The following is a 24,802-nucleotide window of genomic DNA, read 5'->3' on the forward strand; positions in this document are numbered from 1 at the left end:
GTCGCTTCCCCTCGTCCGCCCCCTTGCCCCTTGCAGGCCGACAGAACGGCCTGCCGCATCCACCCTTTCATCTCACAACGGGAGTAAATAATGGCCCTGCTGTCCTTTCAGAAAAAACTCTGGCTGCCCCTCATTGCCAGTCTCGGCTGCCTGTGCGCAGTGTCCCTGCTGCACATCGTGGAAGCACGCCACCAGCGCTACGAAGAGCGCCAGACCGATCTCGCCAACCTGGACAAGGCGGCGCTGAAGATCGTCGAAGGCTTCGCCGACCAGGTGCGCGCCGGCACCCTCGACAGCGCGGAAGCCAAGCGCCAGGCCAAGGCCGTGCTCAAGACCATCCGCTATGGCGAGGACGGCTACATCGCCATCCTGGGTATGGACGCCACCGCCATCCAGAACCCGGGACGACCGGAAAACGATGGCAAGGACATGAGCGCCTTCAAGGACCCGGCCGGCTTTCCGGTCTTCCTGGAGATAGCACGGCTGGCCGCCTCGCCGTCTGGCGAAGGCTTCATGCGCTACCTCTGGCTGCGTCCCGGCACCCAGGTGCCGTCCACCAAGCTGGCGCGCATCGTCAGCTACAAGCCCTGGGGCTGGGCCCTGGTGGCCGGGGTGTATGTGGATGACATCGAAGATGCCTTCTACGCATCGCTCAGGAAGAGCGGCGCCATCCTGGCGCTGGTGAGCCTGCTATTGGCCGGCATCGTGGTCGTGATCAACCGCAGCCTGAACCGCACCCTGGGCGGCAGCCCCGAGTACGCGGTGGCGGTTGCCATGCAGATCGCCGAACAGGACCTGAGCCGGCCGGTGCAACTGCGCGCGGACGACAACAGCAGCCTGTTGGCCGCCATGGCGCTGATGCAGGCCAGGCTGGCAGCCATGATCGCCGCCATCCGCAGCAGTGCCGAAACCATTGCCGCAGCCTCCTCGCAGATCGCCAGCGGCAACCTGGATCTGTCGGCCCGTACTGAAAGCCAGGCCGGCTCGCTGGAGGAGACGGCCGCCTCCATGGAACAGCTGACCCAGACCGTGGCCTCCAATGCCCAGCATGCGTTGCAGGCCAATCACCTCGCGCTGGCCACTTCCGAGCTGGCACAACGAGGGGGCGCCGCCATGCAGAAGGTGAGCCAGACCATGGACGCCATCAGCAGCAGCGCAGGCCGTATCGAGGCCATCATTTCCGCCATCGACGGCATCGCCTTCCAGACCAATATCCTGGCGCTCAATGCGGCCGTGGAAGCGGCCCGCGCCGGCGAACAGGGGCGCGGCTTCGCCGTGGTGGCCTCGGAGGTACGGGTACTGGCCCAGCGCAGCGCGGCCGCAGCCAAGGAGATCAAGAGCCTGATCGATGCGTCCTCGACCAGCATTGCTACCGGCGCCGGCATTGTCAGCGAAGCCGGCGGCACCATCAGCGAGGTGGTACAGAGCGTCAATGAAGTGGCATCCATGATCTCGGCCATCACCGCCTCCTCAAGCGAACAGCGCACCGGCATTGGTCACGTCAACGTGGCCATCACGGAAATGGATGGCGTCACCCAGCAGAACGCTGCCCTGGTGGAAGAAGCCGCCGCCTCGGCCGCCAGCCTGCGCGACCAGGCCGCCGCACTGGCCGAGATGGTCAGTCACTTCCAGTTGGGTGAGATGAGGCTGGCCAAGGATGATGCCGTTGCCGCGCTGTCGACCACCATCAGCACCACCTCAGAAGCCCATCAAGCCACCACGCGGGGGCGGCACCTGGCACTGGGTCAGGCCTGAGGTCTAGTCCTGAACCGGCGCCGCCGGCTGCGGCAATACCGGCAGCGCCGTGGCCAGGTGCTGTTCCAGCACGTCGATGAAGACCTTTACCTTCAGGGCGGTCTCGCGGTTGGAGGGATAGACGGCATAGATGCTGACGTCCATGGCACCGGGGTTGGCTTCGTAGGCGGGCAGCGCCCACACCAGCCGCCCGGCCTGGACGTCATCCATCACCAGCCACACCGGCAGCATGGCCACGCCATACCCGCCCAGGCAGGCCTGGCGCAGCATCTCGGAATTATTCACCGATAGCGATCCGCTCACCTCCACCGTCTGGATAGGCTCGGCTGGCGCGGCCGGCCCAGCGGGTGCCGCCAGCGGACGAAAGCGCCACTGGCGTGACTGGCTGGCATAGGAAAAGCTGAGGCAATCGTGCTGGCGCAGGTCGGCCGGAACCAGCGGCATGCCGACTGCCTTGAAGTACTCGGGACTGGCGCAGATGATGCGCCGCTGGTCGGCCAGCCAGCGCGTATGAAGCTCGGCTTGCGGCACCGGCTTGCCGATGCGGATGGCAACATCCACCGAATCTTCGGCCAGATCGCTGATGCCGTCACTCAGATCGAGATGCACGGCCAGCTTGGGATAGGTCTGCTGCAACTGGCACAGGGCCGGCGCCAGGTAGAGCGTGCTGAAGGTGACCGGTGCCGAAATCTTCAGCCGCCCCTGCGGCACGCCTTCCTGGGAAGCCAGGTTCTCGGCTTCCTCGATCTGTTCCAGGATGACCAGCACGCTCTCGTAGTACAGGCGCCCGCTGTCGGTGAGCGTCACCGTGCGGGTGGAGCGATTGAGCAGCCTGGCGCCCACGCGCCGCTCCAGCGCATCGATGAGACGCACCACCGATGAAGGTGCAATGCCCAGGTTGCGTGCAGCGGCCGAAAAGCCGCCGGTGCTGGCCACCACCGAGAATGCCTTGAGCTCTGAAAACCGGTCCATGATCGTTGCGCCATGTTCGTTGAAAACCCCGCTGCGATGCGGATCAGGCGCGCCCCCCGCTGGCATGGCGCCTGTTGTGGAGCCACATTGTACCGACCCGGAGGATCGGCAACAGCGGAAGATCGATAGCGACCGGGAAAGTCCCGCCATGCGGGACTAGGGCCTGTTCACATTTGATCTGCAAGATGCTTAGATTAAATTTGAACAGGCCCTGGCCCATCAGGGATGATGGAACAGCAGCAACTGGCCCGCTTCCACACCCTGGCGCAGCAACTGCTGGCCCAGGGCCACCTGGCGCGGTTCCCAGCGCGCCAGGGCAGCGTCGATGTCGTCCCGGCTGGCCTGCAGTGCATCGGCCAGGCTCAGCGCATTGGCGGCAGCCTTCAGGGTACTGGCTGCGGTATGCGGGCGTGGAATGGAGGCCGCATCGCCCAGGATCAGCACCCGACCGCTGACCATCTGTTCCACCGCCAGGTCGCGGATGGCCTGGACGAAGGGGGCATCGGTGGCCAGCACTGCATCACGGAAGGGCGGCGGCAACAGCTGCGGCGCTTCCTCGCGCAGGTGCTGGCGCCAGCGTGGGGCCAGCAGGCCTTCCGGCACCGAATAGGCGCGCTGGCGGCCATCGCGATCCAGCATCACCTGTTCCAGCATGGCCTCACTGGCCACGCGGTACCAGACCCAGTTGTAGAGACGCTGCTCGGGCCAGATGCTGTTGCCCTCCCCTGGTACCAGGTAACCCAGGATGTGCGAGCCGGTATGGTTGGCAAAGCCGAAGTCGCCATGCAGCACAGCGCGGGTGGTGGCCGGCATATCGGCCTCGGGCAGCAGCCCACGCCAGGCCAGGTAGCCGGCATAGCCGGGCCGCTGCGCCGGCCAGAATTGGCTGCGCACGCGGGAATCCCCGCCGTCGGCGCCGATCAGCAGGTCGCCGCTGGCGCGGCTGCCATCCTCGAAGCAGGCCGTCACGCGGGCGCTGTCCGGGTCCTGCTCCACATGCGACAGCACCCGGCCCTGATGGTAGTGCTCGCTGCCGAAGACCGACTTCAGCGTGCTATAGATCAGGGACCAGGAAGTCTGGGTCTGCGGCGCCGGTCGCCGTACCCGCACGCTGCCATCCTTGTCGAGAACGACGCGGTTGATCGAGGGCACGCCCAGTGCCTGGCGGCGGATATCGACGCCAATGCGGCGGAACACCTCCAGCACCTCCGGTTGCAACACAATGCCGCCGCCCCGGCTGTCGAGATCGCTGGCCGAGCGCTCGTAGATGTCAACGTCCCAGCCGATCTGGCGCAGCATGGTGCCGGCAAACAGACCGCCGAGCGAGCCACCGATGATGACGGCGTGTCGCGGGCGGGATGGCGATGGGGAGGAAACAGCGGAAGAGGAAGGCAAGGAAGTGGACACGATCTGACCCCGATATTGGACTGTCCCCACTATGCCCTGAGTGCCCATGGGTGGGAATGCATCCCGGATCGCAAGGCCTTTTGCGCTGGGCGCAATGGACAGGATCAGTACGCCGGCATGGCCGCTTCCCTGGTTCCGCCACGGACCTGGATCATCTGCGCCATGATGGAGATGGCAATCTCGTGCGGCGTGCGGCTGCCGATGTCCAGCCCGACCGGGCCGTGCAGCTTGGCGATCTGATCGGCATCGAGGTCCAGCTGCAGCAGACGTTCACGGCGCCGTGACTGGTTCAGCCGCGAGCCGATGGCGCCGATGTAGAAGGCGTCGGTCTTGAGCGCTTCCATCAGGGCCATGTCGTCCAGGCGCGGATCATGGGTCAGAGCCACCACGGCGCTGCGGTGGTCCAGCCGCATCTCCAGCACCAGATCATCGGGCATGGCATGCACCACCGCCACGCCCGGCAATGACCATGCCAACCGGTGTTCTTCACGCGGATCGCAGACGGTGACCTGGTAATCGAGGGCAGTGGCAATCTGGGCCAGGAACTGCGAGAGCTGGCCGGCGCCGATGATCAATAGCCGCAGCCGGGGGCCATGGAGTGTCGTCAGGCTATGCGTGTCGAGCTGCAACGGTGCGTCTTCGCCGGCGTCTTCCAGCAGGACCGTGCCACTGGCCAGGTCCAGTCGGCGTCGGGTCAGCACCCGGCGCTGCAGGCGCGCCAGCAAGGCGGCCATCTGGCTGTGCGGCCCCAGGGGTTCGACCAGCAGTTCCAACGTGCCGCCGCAAGGCAGCCCGAAGCGGTGCGCCTCATCGGCGGAAATGCCATAACTGAGCCGTTGCGGCGTACGCCGCGTCATGCCGTCAGCGCGGGCATGGGCGATCAGGTCATCCTCGATGCAACCGCCCGAGACTGAACCGACCACCACGCCATCGGCACGGATGGCCATGGTGGAGCCCGGTGGCCGGGGACTGGAGCCCCAGGTCCGCACCACCGTGACATATTCGCAGGCATGCCCCTGCTGCAACCATTGCACGCAGGCCTGCAAAACCTGCAGATCGATACTGTCCATGCCGCCGCGAATCAACCCGGGCAGGGCATACCGGCAGCCGACCACATCTCCAGCATCTGCACGAACTGCGCATGCGACATCGGCGGGATGGTCCGGTCGGCACCGGGCGACCAGGCCCACAGCACCAGTGGATCGGTCTTCATATGTTCGATGACCTGGGCACCGGTCTTGCGGTTGCCGTTGCGGGCCGGGTCACGCATCTGCTCGCATACGCCCTTCTTGTCCAGACCCTGCCAGCGCATGGAGAGCGGTGCCAGGTGCCAGTTGGGCGCGCCGGGGACCTTGCCCTGGGCAGTGTTGGTGGCCTGGTGGCAGGCCGCACATTGCAGCACGGCCGAGCCATGACCATCCTTGCCGCGCACCACCTGCTGGGCATGCAGCACGCCCATGTCTTTCTGGTGCGGAGCTTCGGCCTGGTGGCAGTTCAGGCAGCGCGGCGACATCACTACGCTGGCAATCGGTTCGAAGAGCGTTCCATCATCCCGGGCCGGCTTGCCCTTGCCTTGCGCCTGCGCCTGGGTGAGCGAACACAGGGCCAGCAGCATCACCATCAGTGCGCGCATCATGACTGCCCCGCCGCTTTGTGGATCGCCGCGCGGATGCGCGGATAGGTCCCGCAGCGGCAGATGTTGCCGGACATGGCCTGGTCGATGTCCTTGTCGCTAGGCTTGGGGATGGCGCGCAACAAGGCCACTGCCGCCATGATCTGGCCCGACTGGCAGTAACCGCATTGCGGCACGTCGATCTCGGCCCAGGCCGCCTGCACCCGCTGTCCCACCGGGGTGGCGCCGATGGCTTCGATGGTGGTGAGCTTCTTTCCCACCGCCGCCGAGGCCGGCATGACGCAGGCACGTGCCGGCTGGCCGTCGACATGCACGGTACAGGCGCCGCACAGGGCCGCACCGCACCCGTATTTGGTGCCGGCCATCTGCAGTTCATCGCGCAGTACCCACAACAGGGGCGTATCCGGCTCGGCCTCGACCTTGACCACCTTGCCGTTGATGTTCAGAGAAATCATGTGTGCTCCTGTCAGCTTGCTTGCAAGGCGGCCACGATGGGCAGCTTGCGGATTCGTGTTCCCGTGGCCGCATGCACGGCGTTGGCCAGTGCCGGCATGACACCGGAGGTACCTGGTTCGCCCATGCCGCCAGGGGCTTCCTGGCTGGCCACGATGTGGGTCTGGATACGCGGGGTCTCGAACATGCGCATGACGCGATAATCGTCGAAGTTGCCCTGCTCCACCTGGCCATTGCGCAGCGTGATGTTGCCCCACAATGCGCCGGACAGACCAAAGATCACCGCCCCTTCGACCTGGGCCTGCACGGTATCGGGATTGACCACCACGCCGCAGTCCAGCGCGCAGACCACGCGCTGCACCCTGACCTCGCCCTGCTCCACCTCGACATCGACCACCATGGCCATGTAGGTGCCGAAGGCGAACTGCACCGACAGGCCGCGTCCGGTCTTGCCTTCACGCGGACCGTGCCAGCCGGCCTCGCGGGCCGCCACCTCCAGCACCTTGCGAGCGCGCGGATTGTCCCCCAGCAGGGAGAGCCGGTACTGCAGCGGATCGATGCCGGCCGCAAAGGCCAGTTCGTCGATGAAGCTTTCCACCACGAAGACATTGTGGGTGGGCCCCACGCCGCGCCAGAAGGCAGTCGGCAACTGCGGTTCGTGGCGGGTGTAATCGACCTGGATGGCCGGGAAGGCATACGGCGGGCGCTCGGCGCCATCCAGGGTCTCCTCGTCATAGCCATTCTTGAAGGCCGGTGGCAGGAATCGCCCCAGGACCGACGAACCGGTCAGGTGATGGAACCAGGCCACTGGCCGGCCCTGGGCATCGATGCCGGCGCGCAGGCGGTCGAACCAGTAGGGGCGGTACATGTCGTGGCGGATATCGTCCTGGCGACTGTAGATCACCTTGACCGGGTGCTTGACCTGGGTGGCGATGCGCACGGCACGCTCGACGCCGTCGATTTCGAGACGACGACCGAAGCCGCCACCCAGCAAGAAGTTGTGCACCGTCACGCGGTCCTGTGGCAGCCCGGTGACCTTGGCGGCCACAGCCCGCGCCAGCGTCATCACCTGGGTGCCGGTCCATACCTCGCAGTGGTCGGGGGTGACATGCACGGTACAGTTCATCGGCTCCATGGCGGCGTGCGCCAGGAAGGGTAATTCGTAGGTCGCCTCCAGCACCTTGGCCGCCCCGGCGATGCGAGCCTCGGGGTCCCCCTCGCTGCGCACGCGGGCGGCCGCGCTCTGGCTGGCGCGTCGCATGTCGGCAACGATGTCCTCGGTGGACAGACTCGCATGCGAGCCGGCATGCCAGGTCGGACGAGCCGCCAGCAAACCCTTTTGCGCGGCGCCATAGTGGTCGGCGATGACCGCCACGCAGTCGTCCAGACGTACCACCTGGCGCACTCCGCGCACGCGCAGTGCGGCCGCTTCGTCCACGCTGTCCAGGCGTCCCCCGATGGTGGGGGTGATGGCCAGTGCGGCTACCTTCATACCGGGCAGTTGCACGTCCATGCCGTAGCGGGCCGAACCATCCAGCTTGCCGGCAGTGTCCAGGCGACGGGCTGGCTTGCCGATCAGGCGAAAATCGGCCGGCTGCTTGAGCACGATGCTGGCCGGTGCAGGCAGCGGCATGGCAGCGGCCGCCTCGACCAGTTCACCGTAGCCCAGCTTGCGGCCACTGGCGGGATGCATCACGGTTCCACTGCGTGCCAGGCAGCTGGCGGGGTCGACCTGCCAGCGTTGCGCGGCCGCCTGCACCAGCAACATGCGGGCGGCGGCGCCGGCCTGGCGCATCGGCATCCACGCTGCGCGCATGGTGGTGGAACCACCGGTGACCTGGAAGCCCAGGGCCGGGTTCATGTAGCGCTTGTCATCGGCGCCGGCATGTTCCAGGACGACGTCGTTGAGATCGATCTCCAGTTCTTCGGCAATCAGCATGGGGACCGAGGTATAGGTCCCCTGCCCCATTTCCACATAAGGCATGGTCATGGTGACCCGGCCATCACTGGCGATGCGCAGTACGGCACTGGGCTCCCAGCTGCTGCCGGTGTCCGCAGCGCCAGGCTTGGTACGGGCGTGCGCACCGGCCTGGGGCAACAGCACCCCCAGCATCAGGCCACCGCCGCCGGCAGCCAGGGTTTTGAGAAAAAGTCGACGGTCGGTCATGGGCGATCCTGGCGTGTCCATGCTGCAGCCATCCCTGTCACGGGAGTGCCACGTCAAGGCTGGTTGGAAAGAGTCCCGCGGACATCGGTCTCGGTCATCGATCAACGGTCATGACCTGGCCTGACACCCGTGGCGGAGAATGGACAGTCCGGGCAAGGAAGATGTGGCATACCACAGTGCGTTCTTGCGCTCGGGACCAGGCAAATTATACGGAGCCGACCATCCTGCAACAGTCAGGAAAGCATGCAAAACCGGCCATCAAGATGAGCTTGCATCGGCCACGGAAAGCGCCATGCCGATGGCAGGAATCACCTGTTTTCCTGTCCTTCGCAAGGTCCTGGCCGGTGCTATATTCAGCCGTCCCGCTCGCTCGTACCCGGACGCGCGCTGCGTCTGGAGAGGCGGCGTTCCTGTTGCTTGCCGTATCGAAAGAATCACTGGCCGGCCTCGCTGTCATGGCTGCTCCCACCATCGGGGGCGGCCGCTGCATGGATGAGGTCTTGTTGCCAAGAGAGTGCGCTTGTATGCTGGCGGGACCTGTTTTCTACGTTCGTGAGGTCCCGTGGTTGCCCGTGTCGCATTGCTTGTCTATCCCGGATTCCATATCCTGGATCTCTCCGTTCTCACCATCCTGGGAATCGCCAACCACTTTGCGCCGGGCAGCTATGCCGTGGACATCGTCTCCATGCGGGGCGGCAACATCGAGACCCGCTCCGGAGTCCCCATCGGCACCCAGGCCATTGACGACACCCCCTACGACACCCTGCTGGTGGCCAGCACACCGGCCGTACCCACGCCCTGCCCGGGCCTGCTGGATCGCCTGCGCCAGGCCGAGCGGGATAGTCGTCGCATCGCCGGTATCTGTACCGCCGCCTTCCTGCTGGCCGAAGCCGGCCTGCTCGACGGCCGCGCCGTGACCACTCATTGGAGTTTCGCTGACACGCTGGCGACGCGGTTCCCGCAGCTGCGGGTACAGCCGGACCAGATCTACGTGCGCGATGGCAAGTTCTGGAGTTCGGCCGGCATGACGGCCGGCATCGATATGGTGCTGGGTATGGTGGAGTCCGATCTCGGCCACGAGGTCACGCGGGCCATCTGCAAGACCATGGTGCTCAGTCATCGTCGTCCGGGAGGCACCAGCCAGTTCTCGGTACTGGCCGAGATCGATCCCAAGCAGGAACGCATCCAGCGCGTGCTCAGTTTCATCCGGGAAAACCTGCGTGAACCACTGACCATCCAGCAGTTGGCAGACCAGGTCAACTGGAGTGCGCGCCACTTCAGCCGTACTTTCCAGGCCGAGACTGGCCTGTCCCCCGCCAAGGCCATCGAAAAATTGCGTGTGCAGGCTGCGCAGTCACTGATGGAAAGCGGTCACTCCACCCCGTCCCGCATTGCAGTGCAGACCGGCTTTGGCGATGACGAGCGGATGCGACGCGCCTTTGCCCGCGTGCTGGGGGAATCTCCGCAAAAGATCCTGCGCGACATCCGCACCCGCAAGCAGGCCTGAGCAGGCCGGTACGGGGTGCCTGGGCCCTGGGGCCTGGATCAGCCCCCCTCAGGCCCTGACTTCCCGCCGCATCGATTGCGGCGGCACGCCATAACCACGCATGAAGACCTCGCGCATATGGCGACGGTCGCGGAAACCCGTTTCGCGGGCGATCACCTCCATCGGATGGCGGCTCTGCTCGATCATCAGGCGCGCCGCTTCCAGACGCAGGCCTTCGATCGCCTTGGAAGGCGACAAGCCGGTCTCGGCGGTGAAGACGCGGCTGAACTGGCGCGGGCTGAGATTGGCCTCCTCGGCCAGTTCTTCCACCGTGAGCGGCCGCATCAGGTTCTTGCGGGCGTAGTTGAGGGCATTCTGGATGCGATCGGTCTTGGGGGCCAGGGAGAGCATTTCAGAATGCTGGGTCTGACCACCGGTGCGATGCTGGTGCATCACCAGGTTGTGTGCCACACCGCGTGCCACGTCCTCGCCCAGGTCCTTGCCGACCATGGCCAGCGCCATATCCAGCCCGGCGGTCATGCCGGCCGAGGTCCAGATGGCGCCGTCGACGATATAGATGCGGTCGTCCTCGACCTGGATGTCCGGGAAGCGCGCCTGCATGTCGCGAGCGAAAAACCAGTGGGTGGTGGCTCGGCGCTTGGACAACAGGCCCGATTCGGCCAACACGAAACCACCGGTACAGATGGCCGCAATGCGTCGGGCACGCTGGCCGGTGGTCTGCAGGAAACTACGTTCCTCCTGGCTGGAGGGCGACTCCAGCGGATTGCCCACGCCGCAGACCATCCAGCTGTCGATGTGCTCGGCCTGCTCCACCGGGAGCGTGGCGATGGACATGCCCAGCGAGGAGCGCACATCGCCACCACCTACCGAGAAATTGCGCAGGGCATAGAAGTCCTCGCCGGCCACCTTGTTGGCGTACTCGAAGACGGTCTGCGTCGCCAGCCCCATGACCTGGAAACCGTCAGTGAGCAAGTAGCCGATGTGATGCATGCTGATTCCTTCCCGTTTCCCCGTTGTGCAAGCCAGCACGATAGCCGCCCGCCTGCGTTCGCGCAAGCGCTCAGGCTGGTAGCGGCATTGCCTCCGCGCCCGCGGAGAGGTGCAGGCCGGCTTCGGGCAACTTCTGCGGCGTGCCGGCCAGCAGCGTGTGCAAGGCCGCCAGTTCCGGCGGGCAGGCGGCGTCCGGCAGTTCGCCATTGACCATCTCGCGCATCAGACGGCGCAGGACCTTGCCCGAGCGCGTGCGCGGCAGGCTCTCCACCAGCACGATGCGACGCGGCCGCGCCCAGGCACCGATGGCCGACACCACGGCTTCCCCCAGCCGGTGTTCCAGCAGGCTGGGCAGGTATTGGATACCGGCACGCGGCACCACCACCGCCATCGGCACCTGCCCGCGCAGACGATGCGGCATGCCGATCACGGCCACCTCGGCCACGGCATCGTCGGCCAGCAGGACTTCCTCCACCTCGCGCGTGCCCAGGCGCTTGCCGGCCACATTGATGACGTCGTCGGCCCGGCCCAGTACGCGCAGATGACCATCCGGCCCGGCCACCGCCACGTCGAAGGTGGCATAGCGCCACTGGCCCTGCTCGCGCCGCCAGTAGGTGCTCAGGAATTGTTCGTCACGCTGCCACAGCGTAGTCAGGCAACCGGGCGGCAAGACGCCGCTGGCGACCAGCAAACCCTTGTCACCGGGGGCGCAGGGCTGACTGCCCTGCCCTCCCTGCCCCTCCAGCACGGCCAGCACGGCCAGCCGGTAGCCGGCCGCCGGCAATCCCGGTGAACCCCGCTGGCGCCGTAACGGGGTGTGACCATCGAGATCGGTCAGCGGCAGGCCGATCATGGGCGAGCCGGTCTCGGTCTGCCAGTAGTGATCGATGACGGGCTTGCCCAGCGCCTCTTCCAGCCAGTCGGCGGTCGGTTCGTCCAGCGGTTCGCCGGCCAGGAACAGGCAGCGCAAGGACGACAGGTCGGCGCTACGGAAGGCGCGGCGCCCGCCTCGCTTGAGCAGCCGCATCGCCGTGGCCGAGGACAGCATCAGATCCACGCCATGCCGCTCCACCAGCCGCCACCATGCACTGGCATCGGGCCGCAGCGGCGAACCTTCATAGAGCACGCTGCGCATGCCCAGCAGCAAAGGACCATACAACCCATAGCTGTGACCGACCACCCATCCCAGGTCGGAGGTGGTGAACAGGGTCTGCCCGGGCCGGGCCTGGAACAACAGGTCCATCGAAGTCGCCAGCGCCACCGCGTGGCCGCCGGTATCGCGCTGCACGCCCTTGGGCTGGCCGGTGGTGCCGGAGGTGTAGAGCAGATAGCTGGGTTCGTTCGATTCCAGCCAGACACAGGGCACGTCGGCCTGCAGATGGCGTTCGCGCTGCGCCGCGTAGTCGTGGTCGCGCCCGACCACCCGCGTCCAGGGCAACACGCCGCGATCCACCACCAGCACCGGGCAGGCATGACCGGCGATCTCCAGGGCCTGATCGACCCAGGTCTTGTAGCCCACCGCCACGCCATTCTGGAAACCGGCATCGGCACACACCACCAGCGCCGGGCGCGCATCGACGATGCGGCTCGCCAGGCTGGCCGGTGCGAAGCCGCCGAACACCACCGCGTGCACCGCGCCAATGCGGGCGCAGGCCAGCATGGCGATGGCGGCCTCGGCCACCATGGGCAGATATACCAGCACCCGGTCACCGCGCCGCACCCCGCGTTCCAGCAGGATGGCGGCCATCGCATTGACCTCGCAATGCAGCTGGCGATAGCTCAATACCCGCTCGTGGCCGCCGTCCTGCTGCGCCTTCGGCTCGCCCTGCATCTCGTTAGAAATGCAGATCAGGGCCGCCTGCTCTGCCCGCGCCGGCAGATGGCGGTCCACGGCGTTATGGCAGAGATTGGTCAGCCCGCCGACAAACCAGCGTGCAAACGGCGCCCGGCTGTCGTCGAGAACCTGATCGAAATCGCGCTGCCAGCTGATGCGGCCGGCCTGCTCGCGCCAGAAACCCTCGGGGTCCTGCTGCGAGCGCTGCATCAGGCGGCCATAGGCGGAACTGGCAGCGTCCACGGGCGAAAGTACGGCTTGCTGCGGCATGGGAAACTCCCTTGGGCTCAGGCGGCCTGTGACAGCGCCGATGGTGTCGATTCTGTGGACGACGTCGCCCCGGCACGCAAGGCGCTGATGTGGTCGAACAGGTAGCGCGCATCGCGGTCGATGCCGGAGAAGCGGCCCGAGCCCCAGGTGTATTGCCACGGCAGGCCCAGGAAGTAGAGGCCGGGAGCCGCCGTCACACCACGCTCGTGACCTGGGTAGCCACGGCCGTCGAAGATGGGTTCGTTGATCCAGCTGAAATCGGTACGGAAGCCGATGCACCAGACCACCGCCGAAATGCCCGAGGCGCGCAGGTCCAGCGCCCGTGCCGTATCCGAAGGCGGCTGCCAGACCGGCACATAGCGGGCTTCGGTCGGCGCCTCGATGCCGTTGGCGTCGATGAAGCGGTCGATACTGTCCTTGATGCTCTCGGAGACGGCGTCGGCCTCGTCCAGGTAACCCTTCACGCCGCCGCCGAAGTGCGCCACCTCGCCCGCCAGACTCTCGAACTTGCCATAGAGCTGCATGCCTTCCAGGGCGAACTTGCGCAGGTCGATATCGCGCCCGCCATCGCGGCCGGTGACGTAGTGGTTGGTTTTTTCGCGTACGCCCGTGCCCAGCGGATGCTTGTCCACCGGCAGGTCGTAATACTTCATCTTGTCCAGCCACTCCACTACATCCTTGCCCCGGTAGGTGCGCGCCACGCGGGGCGCGTCGCCCACGCCCAGGTGCACGCGACGGCCGGCCAGGTGCAGGTCTTCGGCGATCTGGCAACCGGACTGGCCGGTGCCCACCACCAGCACCTCGCCCTCCGGCAGCGATTGCGGATTGAGATACTGGCTGGAGTGGATCTGCACGATATCGGCCGGCAGGCGCTCGGCCGCACGCGGCACCACCGGGATGTGATAGCCACCCACCGCCACCACCACCTGATCAGCCGAATAGGCGCCATCGCTGGCGGTGATGCGCCACAGCCCGTCCTCGCGCCACAGCTTGTTCACGCTCACGCCTTCACGCACCGGCGGCTGGAAACTGGCGACGAAGCCGTCCAGGTACTCGACGATCTCATCCTTCTTCATGAAGCCGAAAGGATCGTTGCCGCGATACGGGTAACCCGGCAGGTTGCATTGCCAGTTGGGGGTCACCAGGCAGAAGGTATCCCAGCGCTCGTTGCGCCAGGCGTGGCCGACCTGGTGCTTTTCCAGCACCAGATGATCGACCCCGGCTTGCTTGAGGTACCAGCTGATGGACAGCCCGGCCTGGCCGCCGCCGATGATGATGACACTGTGATGGCGCACTGCGCCTTGGCTTGCAATGGACATGATGTTCCTCGTGGGATGTTGTCGGGTTGGATGAGCAGATCAGGGCAGGAAGGCTTCGACCACCACCTCGGCGTCGGCCTGGCCCTCGAAACGGGCGGCGGTCTCTTCGATACGGCGCAGCTGGTCCATGGCCGATGAGCAGGCGAAGCCGTATTTCTCGCGCACGCGCTCGCTGCCGATGTTGAGCGCAGTGGCGCTACGCTCGACGAAATCGGCCAGCCGATAACGGCTACCGGCTTGCAGGTGTTCCTTGACCACCAGCGAGGGCGAATAGCAGTCGCTGACGGTATCGTCCGGCCAGCGGACGCGAAAGTGCATTTCAGGCATGGTGTTCCTCTTGGCGTGTTGCAGATGGGGCGCGCTGGCCCAGGTAATCGTGGTAAAGCTCAAGATGGCGTCGCGCCGAGCGCGACCAGGAAAATCGCGCGCAGATCGCCTGGCCAGCGGCCACCATCGCGGCGCGGCCGGCCGGATCAAGCGCATGCGCAATGCCGGCGGCAATCGAGGCTGGGTCCTGGGGATCGACCCAGGCGCAGCAACCGCCGTCCAGATATTCGGTAAAGGGGGCGATGCGCGAGACCACCGCCGGCACGCCGCTGGCCATGGCTTCCAGCACCACCAGGCCGAAGCCTTCCTTGAGCGAGGGAAACACCAGCGCATCGGCACAGCGAAACAGGGCCGGCATGTCGGCGTCCGGCACCTGGCCGAGGATGCGCAGCGCGCCCGGCGGCAGATCGGCTGCCTGCAGTTCATCCTGGAAACTGCGCTGGTAGTCGGCGTGGTCCAGCACGCTGGCGCCACCGGCAATCACCAGTTGCGCCTGCGGATAGACGCGCCGCAGCCGCAGGAAGGCACGCAGGATGCCCAAGGTGTTCTTGCGCGGTTCCACCCCGCCCACCGCCAGCAGCACCGGTGCGCCATCCAGCCCCAGTTCCTGGCGCAGCAGTGGGTCGCGCTGGGCTGCCTGCACCGCAGGTGTAGCGGTGTAGCGCTGCAGATCGACGCCATTGGAGACCAGCTCGGCCCGCACCCCATGCTCGCGGGCCAGGATGTCCTGCCAGGTGCGGCTCACGCACAGCAGACGGTCAGCGGCGCGATAGCCGCGTTCCTGCCAGGCGTGCAGCCGCAGGTCGTCGAACTGGTCCAGGTGATGCACGGTGCGCACATAGCCCGGGATCACGCCACGGGCAACCAGCGTGGCCAAGGCGTTGGCACTGATCGAATCCTGGGCGTGGTAGAGATCGAAGCGGTCCATGCCGGGCTGTTCGAAGCAGCGCAGATAGTCGTCGATACGCTGGCGCACCATGTCCACCACGTCGGCGCAGTGCACCGACCCCGGCACGGGATGAAAACCACAGGCGGCTTCGCGGAACAGCCCGCGTCCACGGGCATCGGGCGCGAACAGCGTGGTCTCCTGTCCCAGTGCCTGCAGGCTCTCGGCCAGTTGCAGGGCATGCACCACGCCACCCCGGGGATTGACCGAATGAGTCAGCATGGCGATCCGCAGGGGCCGCATCAGGGCCGAGACTGGTCGCGTCATCACACACCACCCTGCCCGGCACGCACCGGGCCGCAGCCGATCAGGGCTTCTTCGGCCAGGTCCCAGAAGGTCTCCGTCTGGCCCTGCATGGACAGGCGCAGTGTGCGGCTGTCATCGATGCGGCCGATGGACGCGGCCGACAGGCCACGGGCGGCGAAGCGGCCCAGTACCTGTTCCAGGTCCGGCGCCGACACGCTGAGCAAGAAACCATAACTGGGGAAGGCCGTCAGCCAGCGCTGGAAATCCACACCCGGTGGGCAGGGAATGGCGTCCAGATCGATCAGCGCGCCCTTGCCGGAGCACTCCAGCAGCATCAGCGCGGTACCGATCACACCGGCCATGCTGATGTCCTTGGCGGCACTGGCCAGCCCGTCCTCGGCGATGGCCGGCAGCAATTCCAGATCGGCGCGCAGGCGTTCGGCAGGCGCGCCGGAACTGGCGTTCCAGTAGGCATAGGGTTCCTGGAAGCGGCCACGCAGATCGATCACGGCCACCAGATGATCACCGCTGCGGGCATCAAAGCTGGTCAGCAGGCGCCGGGCGCGACCGATGATGGACACCGACAACTGCTCGCGGTCATTGCGCCGGTTGCTATGCCCGCCCACCAGTGGCACGCCATACACGCGCGCACCCTCGGCCAGTCCTTCCAGCACCGGCCGCGCGGCATCGCCGTCACGGCTCCACAGGGCATCGACCACCGCCACCGGGCGGCCGCCCATGGCATAGATGTCGCTGACGTTGACCATCACGCCGCAATAGCCGGCAAACCACGGTTGCTGTTCAACGAATTCGTTGATGAAACCTTCGATGGCGAACAGCAGATAGCCATCGCCATCGGGAATGGCGGCACAGTCGTCGCCCACGGCCAGGGTGTGGCCCTGATGCCGCACCGCTGGCGCCGGGTCCAGCACCTGGACCACCGCATCGATATCGCGCTTGTGCGCGATGCCACGGGCGGCGCGCAGGGTCGTCACGATCTGCGCCAGCGTGGGCGCGCTGTCTCGCGCATTCATGCTGCACGCTCCTCGCGCTGGCCGGCCAGGAAACCCCGCTCGCCGTCGCTGATGGGCGGATAGAAGGCCAGGTCGGCCTGCATCTGGTGATGCGGCAGACCGTGTACCTCGATCTCGGCCAGGGTCTGCCAGTGCAGGCGCCGGAACAGCGGCGCATTCTGGCTCTGCACCTGGGCCAGGAAGGTATGGCAGCCATGGGCATGGGCGGTGCAGACCGCCAGCCGGATCAGGCCGCTGCCGACCGAGCCGATGCGCCGCGCATGCTGCGCCACCGCCAGGCGCGAGCCGTGCCACACGCCGGGTGCGGATTCATGGATGCGCACGGTACCGACCACGCTGCGGCTGCCATCGGGCGCCTCCATCACAGCCACGATGGGCATGGCGATGGCGTCGATGGCGTCGGTATCGTCGTCCTGAAACACGCCCTGCTCGGCGCAGAACACTTCGCGGCGCAACTGGCGCGCCTGCTCGCGCTCCCATTTGTCCAACGCCAGCTTGATGCGCACTACCGGGGCTGACGGCGCCAGCGCAGTGACGGGGGCAACAGCTTTCTCGACCACATCGCTCATGATCACTTCCTTTCGAACGAAGACAGGGAGGAGCAGGCGCCGCACTTGCCGCAACCGGCCTTGGCGTCGCCGGAGCGCATGCCGGCCGCTTCCAGCATGTCGGCCAGCGGGCTCAACAGGCGCCGCATGGCAGCGGCATCGGGCGAGGGATGGTCTTCCAGTGGCGTGCCGGAGATCGGCACGAAGGGCACCACGAAGGGATAGACACCCAGCGCGATCAGGCGCTCGCTCATGCCCAGGATGGCCTCGTCGCTGTCGCCCAGCCCGGCCAGGATGTAGGTGCTGACCTGGCCGCGACCAAAGACATCGACAGCGGCTGCGAACGCGTCCATATAGCGCTCCACCGGTACGCTGGCCTTGCCCGGCATGATGCGCTTGCGCACTTCGGGGGTGACCGCTTCCAGATGCATGCCCAGGGTATCGATGCCGGCGTCGTGCATGCGGCGGAACCAGGCATCGTCATCGGGCGGCTCGCACTGCCCCTGGATCGGCAGGTTCACCGCCGACTTCACGCCGAAAGCGCTCTCGCACAGGATCTGCGCGCCACGGTCGGTGGCGTTGGGCGTACCGGTGGTCATCACCATGTGCTTGACGCCATCCAGCAGCACCGCGGCCCGCGCCACCTCGCCCAGTTGCTCGGGGGTCTTGCGCAGGATGGTGCGGCCGGCCGCCAGCGACTGGCCGATGGCGCAGAACTGGCAGGACTTGCGCCGGCTCTCATAGCGGATGCAGCTCTGCAGGATGGTAGTGGCCAGCACGTCGGCGCCGTGCAGCGTGGCGATCTTGCCGTAGGGGATGCCATCGAAGGTCTGCATCTTGTAGAAGCGCGGCTGGCGCGGGAAGGACACCACCCCCACCTCGACGCCGTCGCGCAGGATGCGCGAGGCGCCATCCGCGCCCGGTTGCGTGGCCACATAGGGCGAGGACCAGGAGCCGGCCGTATGCACCGGGATCATCACGGTATGGCCGTCGACCGTCACCGCCTTGTGGTCGGACGGCCCTGCCCCGCCGCGCCGGCTTTGCGCGCCGGCAGTGGGATCGTCAAGACGCAGCCCTAAGGATTGCAGCTCCGAGATCAGTTCCATGGGCGCCTTGCGGCTCGAACGCTGGGGATGCAACTGGATGACGGCTGTCTGCATGATGTGGCCTCGCGGAAGATGGGATGACAGGAGAAGACTGTTCCGCCGGGAACAGGGAAGACATGGGGGAAGTACGGCGATCATCGATCACCAGGTGCAATAGTTCCGGGCGCGCGTAGTGGCCCACCGAATCCATCATGCGCTTGCGCTTGGTGACCAGTTCCATATCGAGATCGGCCACCAGGATGCCTTCGCCGCTGCGCAGTGGCTCGGCCAGCAGCTTGCCCTCCGGCGAGACGATGGCGGTACAGCAGCCGCCGCGCAGCGCCTTCTGCGCCTTGGGATCGGGTTCGATGGCGGCGATCTGCTCATCGGTCAGCCAGCCGGTGGCATTGATGACGAAGCAGCCCGCTTCCAGGGCGTGATGACGGATGGTGACTTCCATCTGGTCGGCAAAGATCTGGCCGACCATGGAGCCGGGGAATTGCGCGCAGTGGATTTCCTCGTGCTGCGCCATCAGGCTGTAGCGTGCCAGCGGGTTGTAGTGTTCCCAGCAGGCCAGCGCACCCAGGCGCCCCACGGCAGTGGGCACGACCTTCAGGCCGCTGGCGTCGCCCTGGCCCCAGATCATGCGCTCGTGATAGGTCGGCGTGATCTTGCGGCGTTTCAGGACCAGCTCGCCATCGGCATCGAACACCAGTTGCGTGTTGTAGAGCGTGCCGTGGTCGCGTTCATTGACACCCAGCACGACCACCGTGCCATGCTGGCGTGCCGCAGCCGACACGGCCTGGGTGACCGGACCCGGCACCTCGACGGCGCGCTCGTAGAGCAGCAGGTGCTCAGGCCCGGACGCAAAGGGCGGCCGCACGAACGAAAAGTACGGATAGTAAGGAACGAAGGTTTCCGGAAACACCACCAGCTGCGCGCCTTGCGCAGCGGCGTCGGCGATGGCCTGGCAGACCTTGGCCACGGTGCCGTCGGCACTATCGAGGTCGGGCGCGATCTGCACCGCCGCCGCCCGTACCGTTCTCTTGTTGATGCTCATGGGCCGCCCTTCCGCTTACAGGGTCCAGGTGTCGAGGATGAAGGCGTTGTCGCGACGATGCAGCAACACCAGGTCCAGCACATCCAGCGGGTTGATCGGACGGATGCCCGGGATCAGCGAGGGCTCGCCGTGGCCGTACAGAGCCTGCAGGGCGAAGCGGCAGGCATAGACCTTGCCGCCCTCTTCCATGAACTTGACGATCTGCTTGTTGAAGTTCTGGTGGCCGGGGAAGGCTTCATCGCCCAGGGTGGGGAAGCCACGCTGCACGCCCAGCGTCACACCCGGGCCGTACAGCAGGATGGAGGTTTCGAAACCCTTGCGCTTCAGACGCGTGGCCTGCAACAGGTTGACGAAACCGATCGAACCTTCGAAGGCCACGGTATGGAAGGTCACCAGCGCTTTTTCACCCGGCTGGGCTTTGACGTCTTCGAATACCTTCTCTTCATAATCCACCAGGAAATCGCCGGGGGCGTGGGCTGCTTTGGTGACTGCGGGCATGGTGAGACTCCTCTTGATTGCTGTGGGTGGTCACTTGTGGAAGTGGTCCGGCGACGTTGCCGCGACGCTGGCATTGAATGCATCACGCGTGCCAACAATGCCCCGTCAATGCGTGAATTGACTGCATGAAAATCCCGTCAATCGCTGGCCGCCGATCCGGCTTCCAGCACGCTCGCGGCTTCCCGGGGGGACCTTCCCGACGGGCTTTTCAGCGCCCGTGCAGCAATCCATTCAATCGCTCCATACAATCGCGCAAACCCGCATGCACTCTGGAGTAGCGACGTGTTTTACCTTGGTGCAGGCACGCCGTCTCCGATGACACAAGGCGGTGCAGCGAGAGCCGCCTGGGGGCTGCATTGGATGGAATACAAATTGCATTCAATGACGCCTGCCGATGCAGTCAATATTGAATCCGGGCAAGCTCAGGAGAGATCGGAAAGGATCGGGAGCCCCCAGGAACGCCGACCAAGGAATCGTCATGCCGAAGAACAGCACCATGTGGGTCCCCAAACTGAAGAAGGGCAGCGGCCCGCTCTATCTGGCCATCGCCAATGCCATCGCCGAGGATGTCGCCACCGGCCACCTGCAGGCCGAGCAGCGCCTGCCGCCGCAGCGCAAGCTGGCCGAAGCGCTGGACCTGGACTTCACCACGGTGGCCCGGGCGTATACAGAAGCGCACCGGCGCGGACTGGTCGATTCGGTGGTGGGACGCGGCACCTTTGTCTGCGGCAAGCGGCGCCCGCGCATCCCCCGCGTGACCGAGGGACGGCCCAACGTGGACATGTCCATGAACATGCCGCCCGAGCCGGAGTCGCCGGAACTGGTGGAACTGATGCAGGCAGGATGGAGCAAGGTCAACGGCAGGCTGCGCGACCTGATGCGTTACCAGGACTTCGGCGGCTCGCCCGAAGACCGCGAGGCCGGCGCCCTGTGGCTGCGCCGGCGCGGGCTGGTGGTGGAACCGGAACGGGTGCTGGTCACCCCCGGCGCGCAATGCGCGTTGCTGGCGATCCTGACCATGCTGGTCGGCCCCGGTGGCGTGCTGTGCTGTGAAGACGTGACCTACCCTGGCCTGCGTGCCCTGGCCGGGCAACTGGGCATCAAGCTGGTGGGCTTGCCGATGGACAACGAAGGCATCGACGCCGTCGCCTTTGCCGGCGCCTGCGCGCAATACGCGCCCAAGGCCCTGTACTGCAATCCGACGCTGTTGAACCCCACCACCTGCACCACCTCGCTGTCACGGCGCCAGGCGCTGGTGGATATCGCCCGCCACTACGAAGTCGCCATCATCGAGGACGACGCCTATGGCTTCCTGCCGCGCTCGACCCCGCCGGCCATTGCCAGCCTGGGCAGTGAACTGACCTTCTACGTCACCGGCCTGGCCAAGAGCGTGGGCGCCGGTTTGCGCATCGCCTACATGGTGGCGCCGGACACCCACTCGGCGGCACGCCTCACCGCCTCGCTACGGGCCACCACGGTGATGGCCTCGCCCATCACCTCGACCCTGGCCACGCACTGGATACGCGATGGCGTGGCCGACCTGGCGCTGGCCAACATCCGCAAGGAATCCATGGCCCGCCAGAAGATCGCGGCCCGTATCCTGCCCCCGCACAGCTACGCCTCCGAAGCCGAGGCCTTCCATCTCTGGATCAAGCTGCGCGGCGGCTGGCAGGCCGCCAGCTTCGCCGCCCAGATGCGCTCCTCCGGCATCGGCGTGGTGGCCAGCGACGCCTTTGCCGTAGGGGCCGCGCCGGAACAGGCAGTACGGGTCTGTATCGGCGGCGTGGCCAACCGCCACGATATCCAGCACGCGCTGGAGGTCATCCGCGATGCGCTCAATGAAGCGCCGCTGGCGCGGCCGGCGGTGGTGTAGTTTCGCCGGTAGCCGCCTCGGCATCCACCCACTGCGCGAGGAACCTGCCCAGCCTGGCCTCGATATCACTATCGATGGTCTGCAGGCGCAGCAGATCGATACCGCTCTTGCGCAGGATGCTGTTCTTGAGCGCGTCACGTTCGCCCTGTTGCTGGCCATGGTGCAAGCCCCCGTCCACTTCGATCACGCCCAGCGGTTGCTTGCCGACCTTGAAATAGATCACGAAGTCACAACTGGCCTGTTGTGCCATGAATTCAAGCTCGCGCGGTGTCATGGCGGGATTGCGGGCAGACGCCAGCTGCTGCAGGCGGACCTGGCAATGGAAGCGCAAGCCGGCAAAGCGCGTGCTTGCCAGCAGTTCTCGCAGCAGCTGCGTCACGATCTGCTCCGACCGGAAGTGCGAATCGCTGCTGCGCAAGCTGGCGGCCAGCCTGGCCAGTGAGCGGTCGTATTCCTGGTACAGCAGGTCGAAGGCGGACACCACCGGCGCGCGCCGCACTTGCGCCTGGTCTGCGTAGTATTCGATATAGCGGATCAGTGCGGCCACCGGCCCATTGCGCTGGGCGAAGACCTCATCGCCGGTCACCAGAGTGAATCTCCGCTTGGCCCGTGACACGGCGACATTGACCATCTGCGCCGCATCGACGAAGGCGGACATCGACTGGCTGCTGCGCTTCTTGTCCAGCACGGTCGAGAAGACCATTTCCTCGCATTCCCTGCCCTGGAATTTGTGCACGGTATCGCTGACGAAATCCGACGGCAGTTGCGCACCGGCCAGCTTCACCTGTGCCCGGAAAGGCGCGATGAAGCCACGGCCCTGGGCATCCACACCGCTGCGCTCACCGGCCTCATCCAGCACTGCCAGCAGGGATTCGATTTCTCTCAGATTGGTGGTCGTGCGCATGTGATTGCCCTTGGCCGTGACGATCAGGCGCAGCGGCTCGCTGCCGTCGTCGGGCGTCATCGGGATCAGGGCATTGTCATAGAACTGCTGGTTGCAGAACTGGATGATGCGCGGATGGCAGCGGTAATGTTCCTTCAGCAAGGTACGCGGCAGCGCATCCCCGAAGACCGCCATCACCGAATCGAGCAGGCTCAGCCGCTCGCAGTCATAGGCCGGCGACGGCGCCGGCTTGCCCAGCTCCACCGGAATATGCGGCAACTGGCGGCGGTCACCGACGACGATCAGGTTGCGCGCACAGCCCAGGCCCAGGATGCCGGGCAGGATGTCCTGCTGGGACGCCTCGTCGATGATGACGTAGTCCAGCATGGCGCCCTCGGCCAGCGAATTGATGATGGAATGGGTACTGCTGGCAATGATCGGATAGCGTGCCAGAAAATCGCCGAAGTCTGCCTGATAGGTATCGATCCCGAAGGCTTGTGAAGCGGGGGCGCTGCTGTGCAGATGTTGCTTCAGGCAGAGCATGGAATCCTGGCGCACCTGCTCCAGCGAGGCATCGAAGCTCCCCTCTTTCAAGGTCGCCAGACAGGCCGCCAGCTCGCTCTCCTTCTCTTGCAGCTGGCGCTGGTAGAAGTGGGCCTGCAGGGCATGGAAGCTGCGTGCGCGCTGGGCGCCGGCAGCGAAGGGACCGGCGCGGACGATGCCGAAGCGCAACAGCAGGCTGAACCGTTCGCGCAGTCCGATCGACTTCTGCCCCAGATGCGACAAGTAGGCCATGAGATCGGCCGCGCGGGCGGGCGTCAATCGGTATCGTTCCAGTGCCGGCCCCGCTGGCACGTCGTTTTCATCATGCCACTGCTGCAGATAGCGCTGCTCGACCTGCAACTCCTGGATCTCGGCCTTGAGCTGGGCTGCGCGGTTGTGGGCGTGCAGGTACTGCTTGAGGCGGATGACGGCGGCGTCAATTTCTTCCAGCGCGGGTGCGGGCAATGGGGGTTCCGACGGCACCGCAGGCGGGGATTCAAAGAATGCGGAACGCTTTGCCTTGCTGCCGAGTTTGGCCACCAGATAATCCAGGTCAGATTTCTGCAACTTCTCGACCACGTTATCCACGGCCGAGTTGTTGTTGGAGAGGATGGCGACCGTTTCGTCCCGCAACAGGATATTGGCAACGATATTGAGGATGGTCTGGGTCTTGCCGGTACCGGGAGGACCTTCGATCACGCTGATCTGCGCACGGAAGGCTTGCTCCACCGCCTCGATCTGGCTGGCATTGACGCCGAAGGGGAAGATCAATGGACGGGAGAGTTCGCGGCTGCGATTCGCGCCACTGCAATAGGCCTGCAAGGCGCTGTCCGGATGGGCTGGCAGCTTGTTAAGCTGGCGCAGTACGTTATCGGCGATGCGGTCCTGATCCGGCGAGGCCTCACCACCCTGCCCGCCCCGGGCCTGCGCAACGGCCAGGAAATAGCGGAAGACCGGCGTCTGCTTGAGCTTGGTCTCGGCCACCACGCTGACGTCATCCAGGCGATGCAGATAGCCCTTGCGGTTACCGGCATAGCTGACGATCACATACTTGTTTCCATAGAGCGTAGCCTGCTCCACCCGCTTGGCCGCCCCTCCCTTGCCCTTGTCGAGCAAGGCGCCGCCCAGCTCGCGGGTCGGAGAGATGCGGCATTCGGCCAGCGGCAGGCTGAAGGATTTGGTGCTATGGAAGTAACAGGTCAGGAACCAGGCCTGATGCTTGTCGCTCCAGTAAATCTTCCAGTCATGGATTTGTGCAGTCCGGTCTTCGCCCCGAAGATGGATGGTTACCGCTGACATCGCCGCCCCCTGCGCTTGCCCGCTGCCACCAACGCCATCGCCATCGGAGGACAATGTCGGGCAGCAGGTCATTGATATGTTTGCCTTGCGGCAAATTAGAGGCGTTATCATGCCACCAGCATGCCGGCTTGTCAGCCAGGCCTGCGGCTGCAA

Annotated in this window: 20 protein-coding genes; 3 read left to right on the top strand and 17 right to left on the bottom strand. The window is 65.8% G+C overall.

Annotated features, from left to right (window positions below; genetic code table 11):
• Nucleotides 1–90: 90 nt before the first annotated feature.
• The gene (locus HWE04_RS05200) at nucleotides 91–1,755 is read left to right on the top strand and encodes a methyl-accepting chemotaxis protein (RefSeq protein WP_241811727.1); all 1,665 of its coding nucleotides are present in this window, start codon (nucleotides 91–93) and stop codon (nucleotides 1,753–1,755) included.
• Nucleotides 1,756–1,758: 3 nt separating this feature from the next.
• Here HWE04_RS05200 and HWE04_RS05205 read toward each other — a convergent pair whose 3' ends face one another.
• From HWE04_RS05205 to HWE04_RS05230, 6 genes are all read right to left on the bottom strand, one after another.
• Nucleotides 1,759–2,727, bottom strand: a complete 969-nt coding sequence (locus HWE04_RS05205) for a LysR family transcriptional regulator (protein WP_241811728.1) — start codon at nucleotides 2,725–2,727, stop codon at nucleotides 1,759–1,761.
• A 219-nt stretch (nucleotides 2,728–2,946) separates the two neighbouring features.
• On the bottom strand, nucleotides 2,947–4,134 hold the full coding sequence (locus tag HWE04_RS05210; RefSeq protein ID WP_241811729.1) for an FAD binding domain-containing protein: 1,188 nt from the start codon (nucleotides 4,132–4,134) through the stop codon (nucleotides 2,947–2,949).
• Between the two features lie 104 nt (nucleotides 4,135–4,238).
• The gene (locus HWE04_RS05215) at nucleotides 4,239–5,204 is read right to left on the bottom strand and encodes an XdhC family protein (protein ID WP_039875143.1); all 966 of its coding nucleotides are present in this window, start codon (nucleotides 5,202–5,204) and stop codon (nucleotides 4,239–4,241) included.
• A gap of 11 nt (nucleotides 5,205–5,215) precedes the next feature.
• Nucleotides 5,216–5,770, bottom strand: coding sequence for a hypothetical protein (locus HWE04_RS05220; RefSeq protein ID WP_077235239.1), 555 nt, complete (start codon nucleotides 5,768–5,770; stop codon nucleotides 5,216–5,218).
• Nucleotides 5,767–6,222, bottom strand: coding sequence for a (2Fe-2S)-binding protein (locus HWE04_RS05225; protein WP_006463028.1), 456 nt, complete (start codon nucleotides 6,220–6,222; stop codon nucleotides 5,767–5,769). Before HWE04_RS05225 ends, HWE04_RS05220 begins: the two co-directional genes overlap by 4 nt.
• A gap of 11 nt (nucleotides 6,223–6,233) precedes the next feature.
• Nucleotides 6,234–8,387 carry a xanthine dehydrogenase family protein molybdopterin-binding subunit gene (locus HWE04_RS05230; protein WP_241811730.1) on the bottom strand — a complete coding sequence of 718 codons (2,154 nt, stop codon included), beginning with the start codon at nucleotides 8,385–8,387 and terminating at the stop codon, nucleotides 6,234–6,236.
• Between the two features lie 562 nt (nucleotides 8,388–8,949).
• Between HWE04_RS05230 and HWE04_RS05235 the strand changes: the two genes are divergently transcribed.
• A complete protein-coding gene (locus HWE04_RS05235) occupies nucleotides 8,950–9,894 on the top strand; it encodes a GlxA family transcriptional regulator (protein WP_241811731.1) in 945 nt (314 codons plus the stop codon).
• 48 nt (nucleotides 9,895–9,942) lie between these two features.
• Here the strand turns inward: HWE04_RS05235 and HWE04_RS05240 are convergent, their stop codons facing one another.
• The 10 genes from HWE04_RS05240 to HWE04_RS05285 form a co-directional block, all read right to left on the bottom strand.
• The gene (locus HWE04_RS05240) at nucleotides 9,943–10,884 is read right to left on the bottom strand and encodes a GlxA family transcriptional regulator (protein WP_241811732.1); all 942 of its coding nucleotides are present in this window, start codon (nucleotides 10,882–10,884) and stop codon (nucleotides 9,943–9,945) included.
• 70 nt (nucleotides 10,885–10,954) lie between these two features.
• Entirely contained in the window at nucleotides 10,955–12,988 is a 2,034-nt protein-coding gene (locus HWE04_RS05245) for an AMP-binding protein (RefSeq protein WP_241811733.1), read from the bottom strand.
• Nucleotides 12,989–13,005: 17 nt separating this feature from the next.
• On the bottom strand, nucleotides 13,006–14,307 hold the full coding sequence (locus HWE04_RS05250; RefSeq protein WP_241811734.1) for an MSMEG_0569 family flavin-dependent oxidoreductase: 1,302 nt from the start codon (nucleotides 14,305–14,307) through the stop codon (nucleotides 13,006–13,008).
• Between the two features lie 39 nt (nucleotides 14,308–14,346).
• A complete protein-coding gene (locus HWE04_RS05255; RefSeq protein WP_006463022.1) occupies nucleotides 14,347–14,634 on the bottom strand; it encodes an MSMEG_0570 family nitrogen starvation response protein in 288 nt (95 codons plus the stop codon).
• Entirely contained in the window at nucleotides 14,627–15,802 is a 1,176-nt protein-coding gene (locus tag HWE04_RS05260; protein ID WP_241811735.1) for an MSMEG_0565 family glycosyltransferase, read from the bottom strand. Before HWE04_RS05260 ends, HWE04_RS05255 begins: the two co-directional genes overlap by 8 nt.
• Before the next feature lie 44 nt (nucleotides 15,803–15,846).
• Complete coding sequence (locus HWE04_RS05265; RefSeq protein ID WP_241811736.1) at nucleotides 15,847–16,860, bottom strand: sll0787 family AIR synthase-like protein; 1,014 nt, start codon at nucleotides 16,858–16,860, stop codon at nucleotides 15,847–15,849.
• Nucleotides 16,857–17,429: an MSMEG_0567/Sll0786 family nitrogen starvation N-acetyltransferase gene (locus HWE04_RS05270; protein ID WP_182992214.1), complete on the bottom strand. Its 573-nt coding sequence runs from the start codon at nucleotides 17,427–17,429 to the stop codon at nucleotides 16,857–16,859. The genes HWE04_RS05265 and HWE04_RS05270 overlap by 4 nt, the downstream gene beginning before the upstream one ends.
• 2 nt (nucleotides 17,430–17,431) lie before the next feature.
• Complete coding sequence (locus tag HWE04_RS05275) at nucleotides 17,432–18,514, bottom strand: MSMEG_0568 family radical SAM protein (protein ID WP_241811848.1); 1,083 nt, start codon at nucleotides 18,512–18,514, stop codon at nucleotides 17,432–17,434.
• Entirely contained in the window at nucleotides 18,471–19,553 is a 1,083-nt protein-coding gene (locus tag HWE04_RS05280) for a Nit6803 family nitrilase (RefSeq protein WP_241811737.1), read from the bottom strand. Before HWE04_RS05280 ends, HWE04_RS05275 begins: the two co-directional genes overlap by 44 nt.
• Before the next feature lie 15 nt (nucleotides 19,554–19,568).
• On the bottom strand, nucleotides 19,569–20,051 hold the full coding sequence (locus tag HWE04_RS05285) for an MSMEG_0572/Sll0783 family nitrogen starvation response protein (RefSeq protein ID WP_006463016.1): 483 nt from the start codon (nucleotides 20,049–20,051) through the stop codon (nucleotides 19,569–19,571).
• Nucleotides 20,052–20,529: 478 nt separating this feature from the next.
• Here HWE04_RS05285 and HWE04_RS05290 point away from each other — a divergent pair, with 478 nt between their 5' ends.
• Nucleotides 20,530–21,924, top strand: coding sequence for an aminotransferase-like domain-containing protein (locus tag HWE04_RS05290; protein WP_180669746.1), 1,395 nt, complete (start codon nucleotides 20,530–20,532; stop codon nucleotides 21,922–21,924).
• Here HWE04_RS05290 and HWE04_RS05295 read toward each other — a convergent pair.
• On the bottom strand, nucleotides 21,887–24,649 hold the full coding sequence (locus tag HWE04_RS05295) for an AAA domain-containing protein (RefSeq protein WP_241811738.1): 2,763 nt from the start codon (nucleotides 24,647–24,649) through the stop codon (nucleotides 21,887–21,889). The genes HWE04_RS05290 and HWE04_RS05295 overlap by 38 nt on opposite strands.
• Nucleotides 24,650–24,802 lie beyond the last annotated feature (153 nt).

Source organism: Herbaspirillum sp. C7C2, from assembly GCF_022627865.1.
GTDB classification, from domain to species: Bacteria; Pseudomonadota; Gammaproteobacteria; order Burkholderiales; family Burkholderiaceae_D; genus Herbaspirillum; species Herbaspirillum frisingense.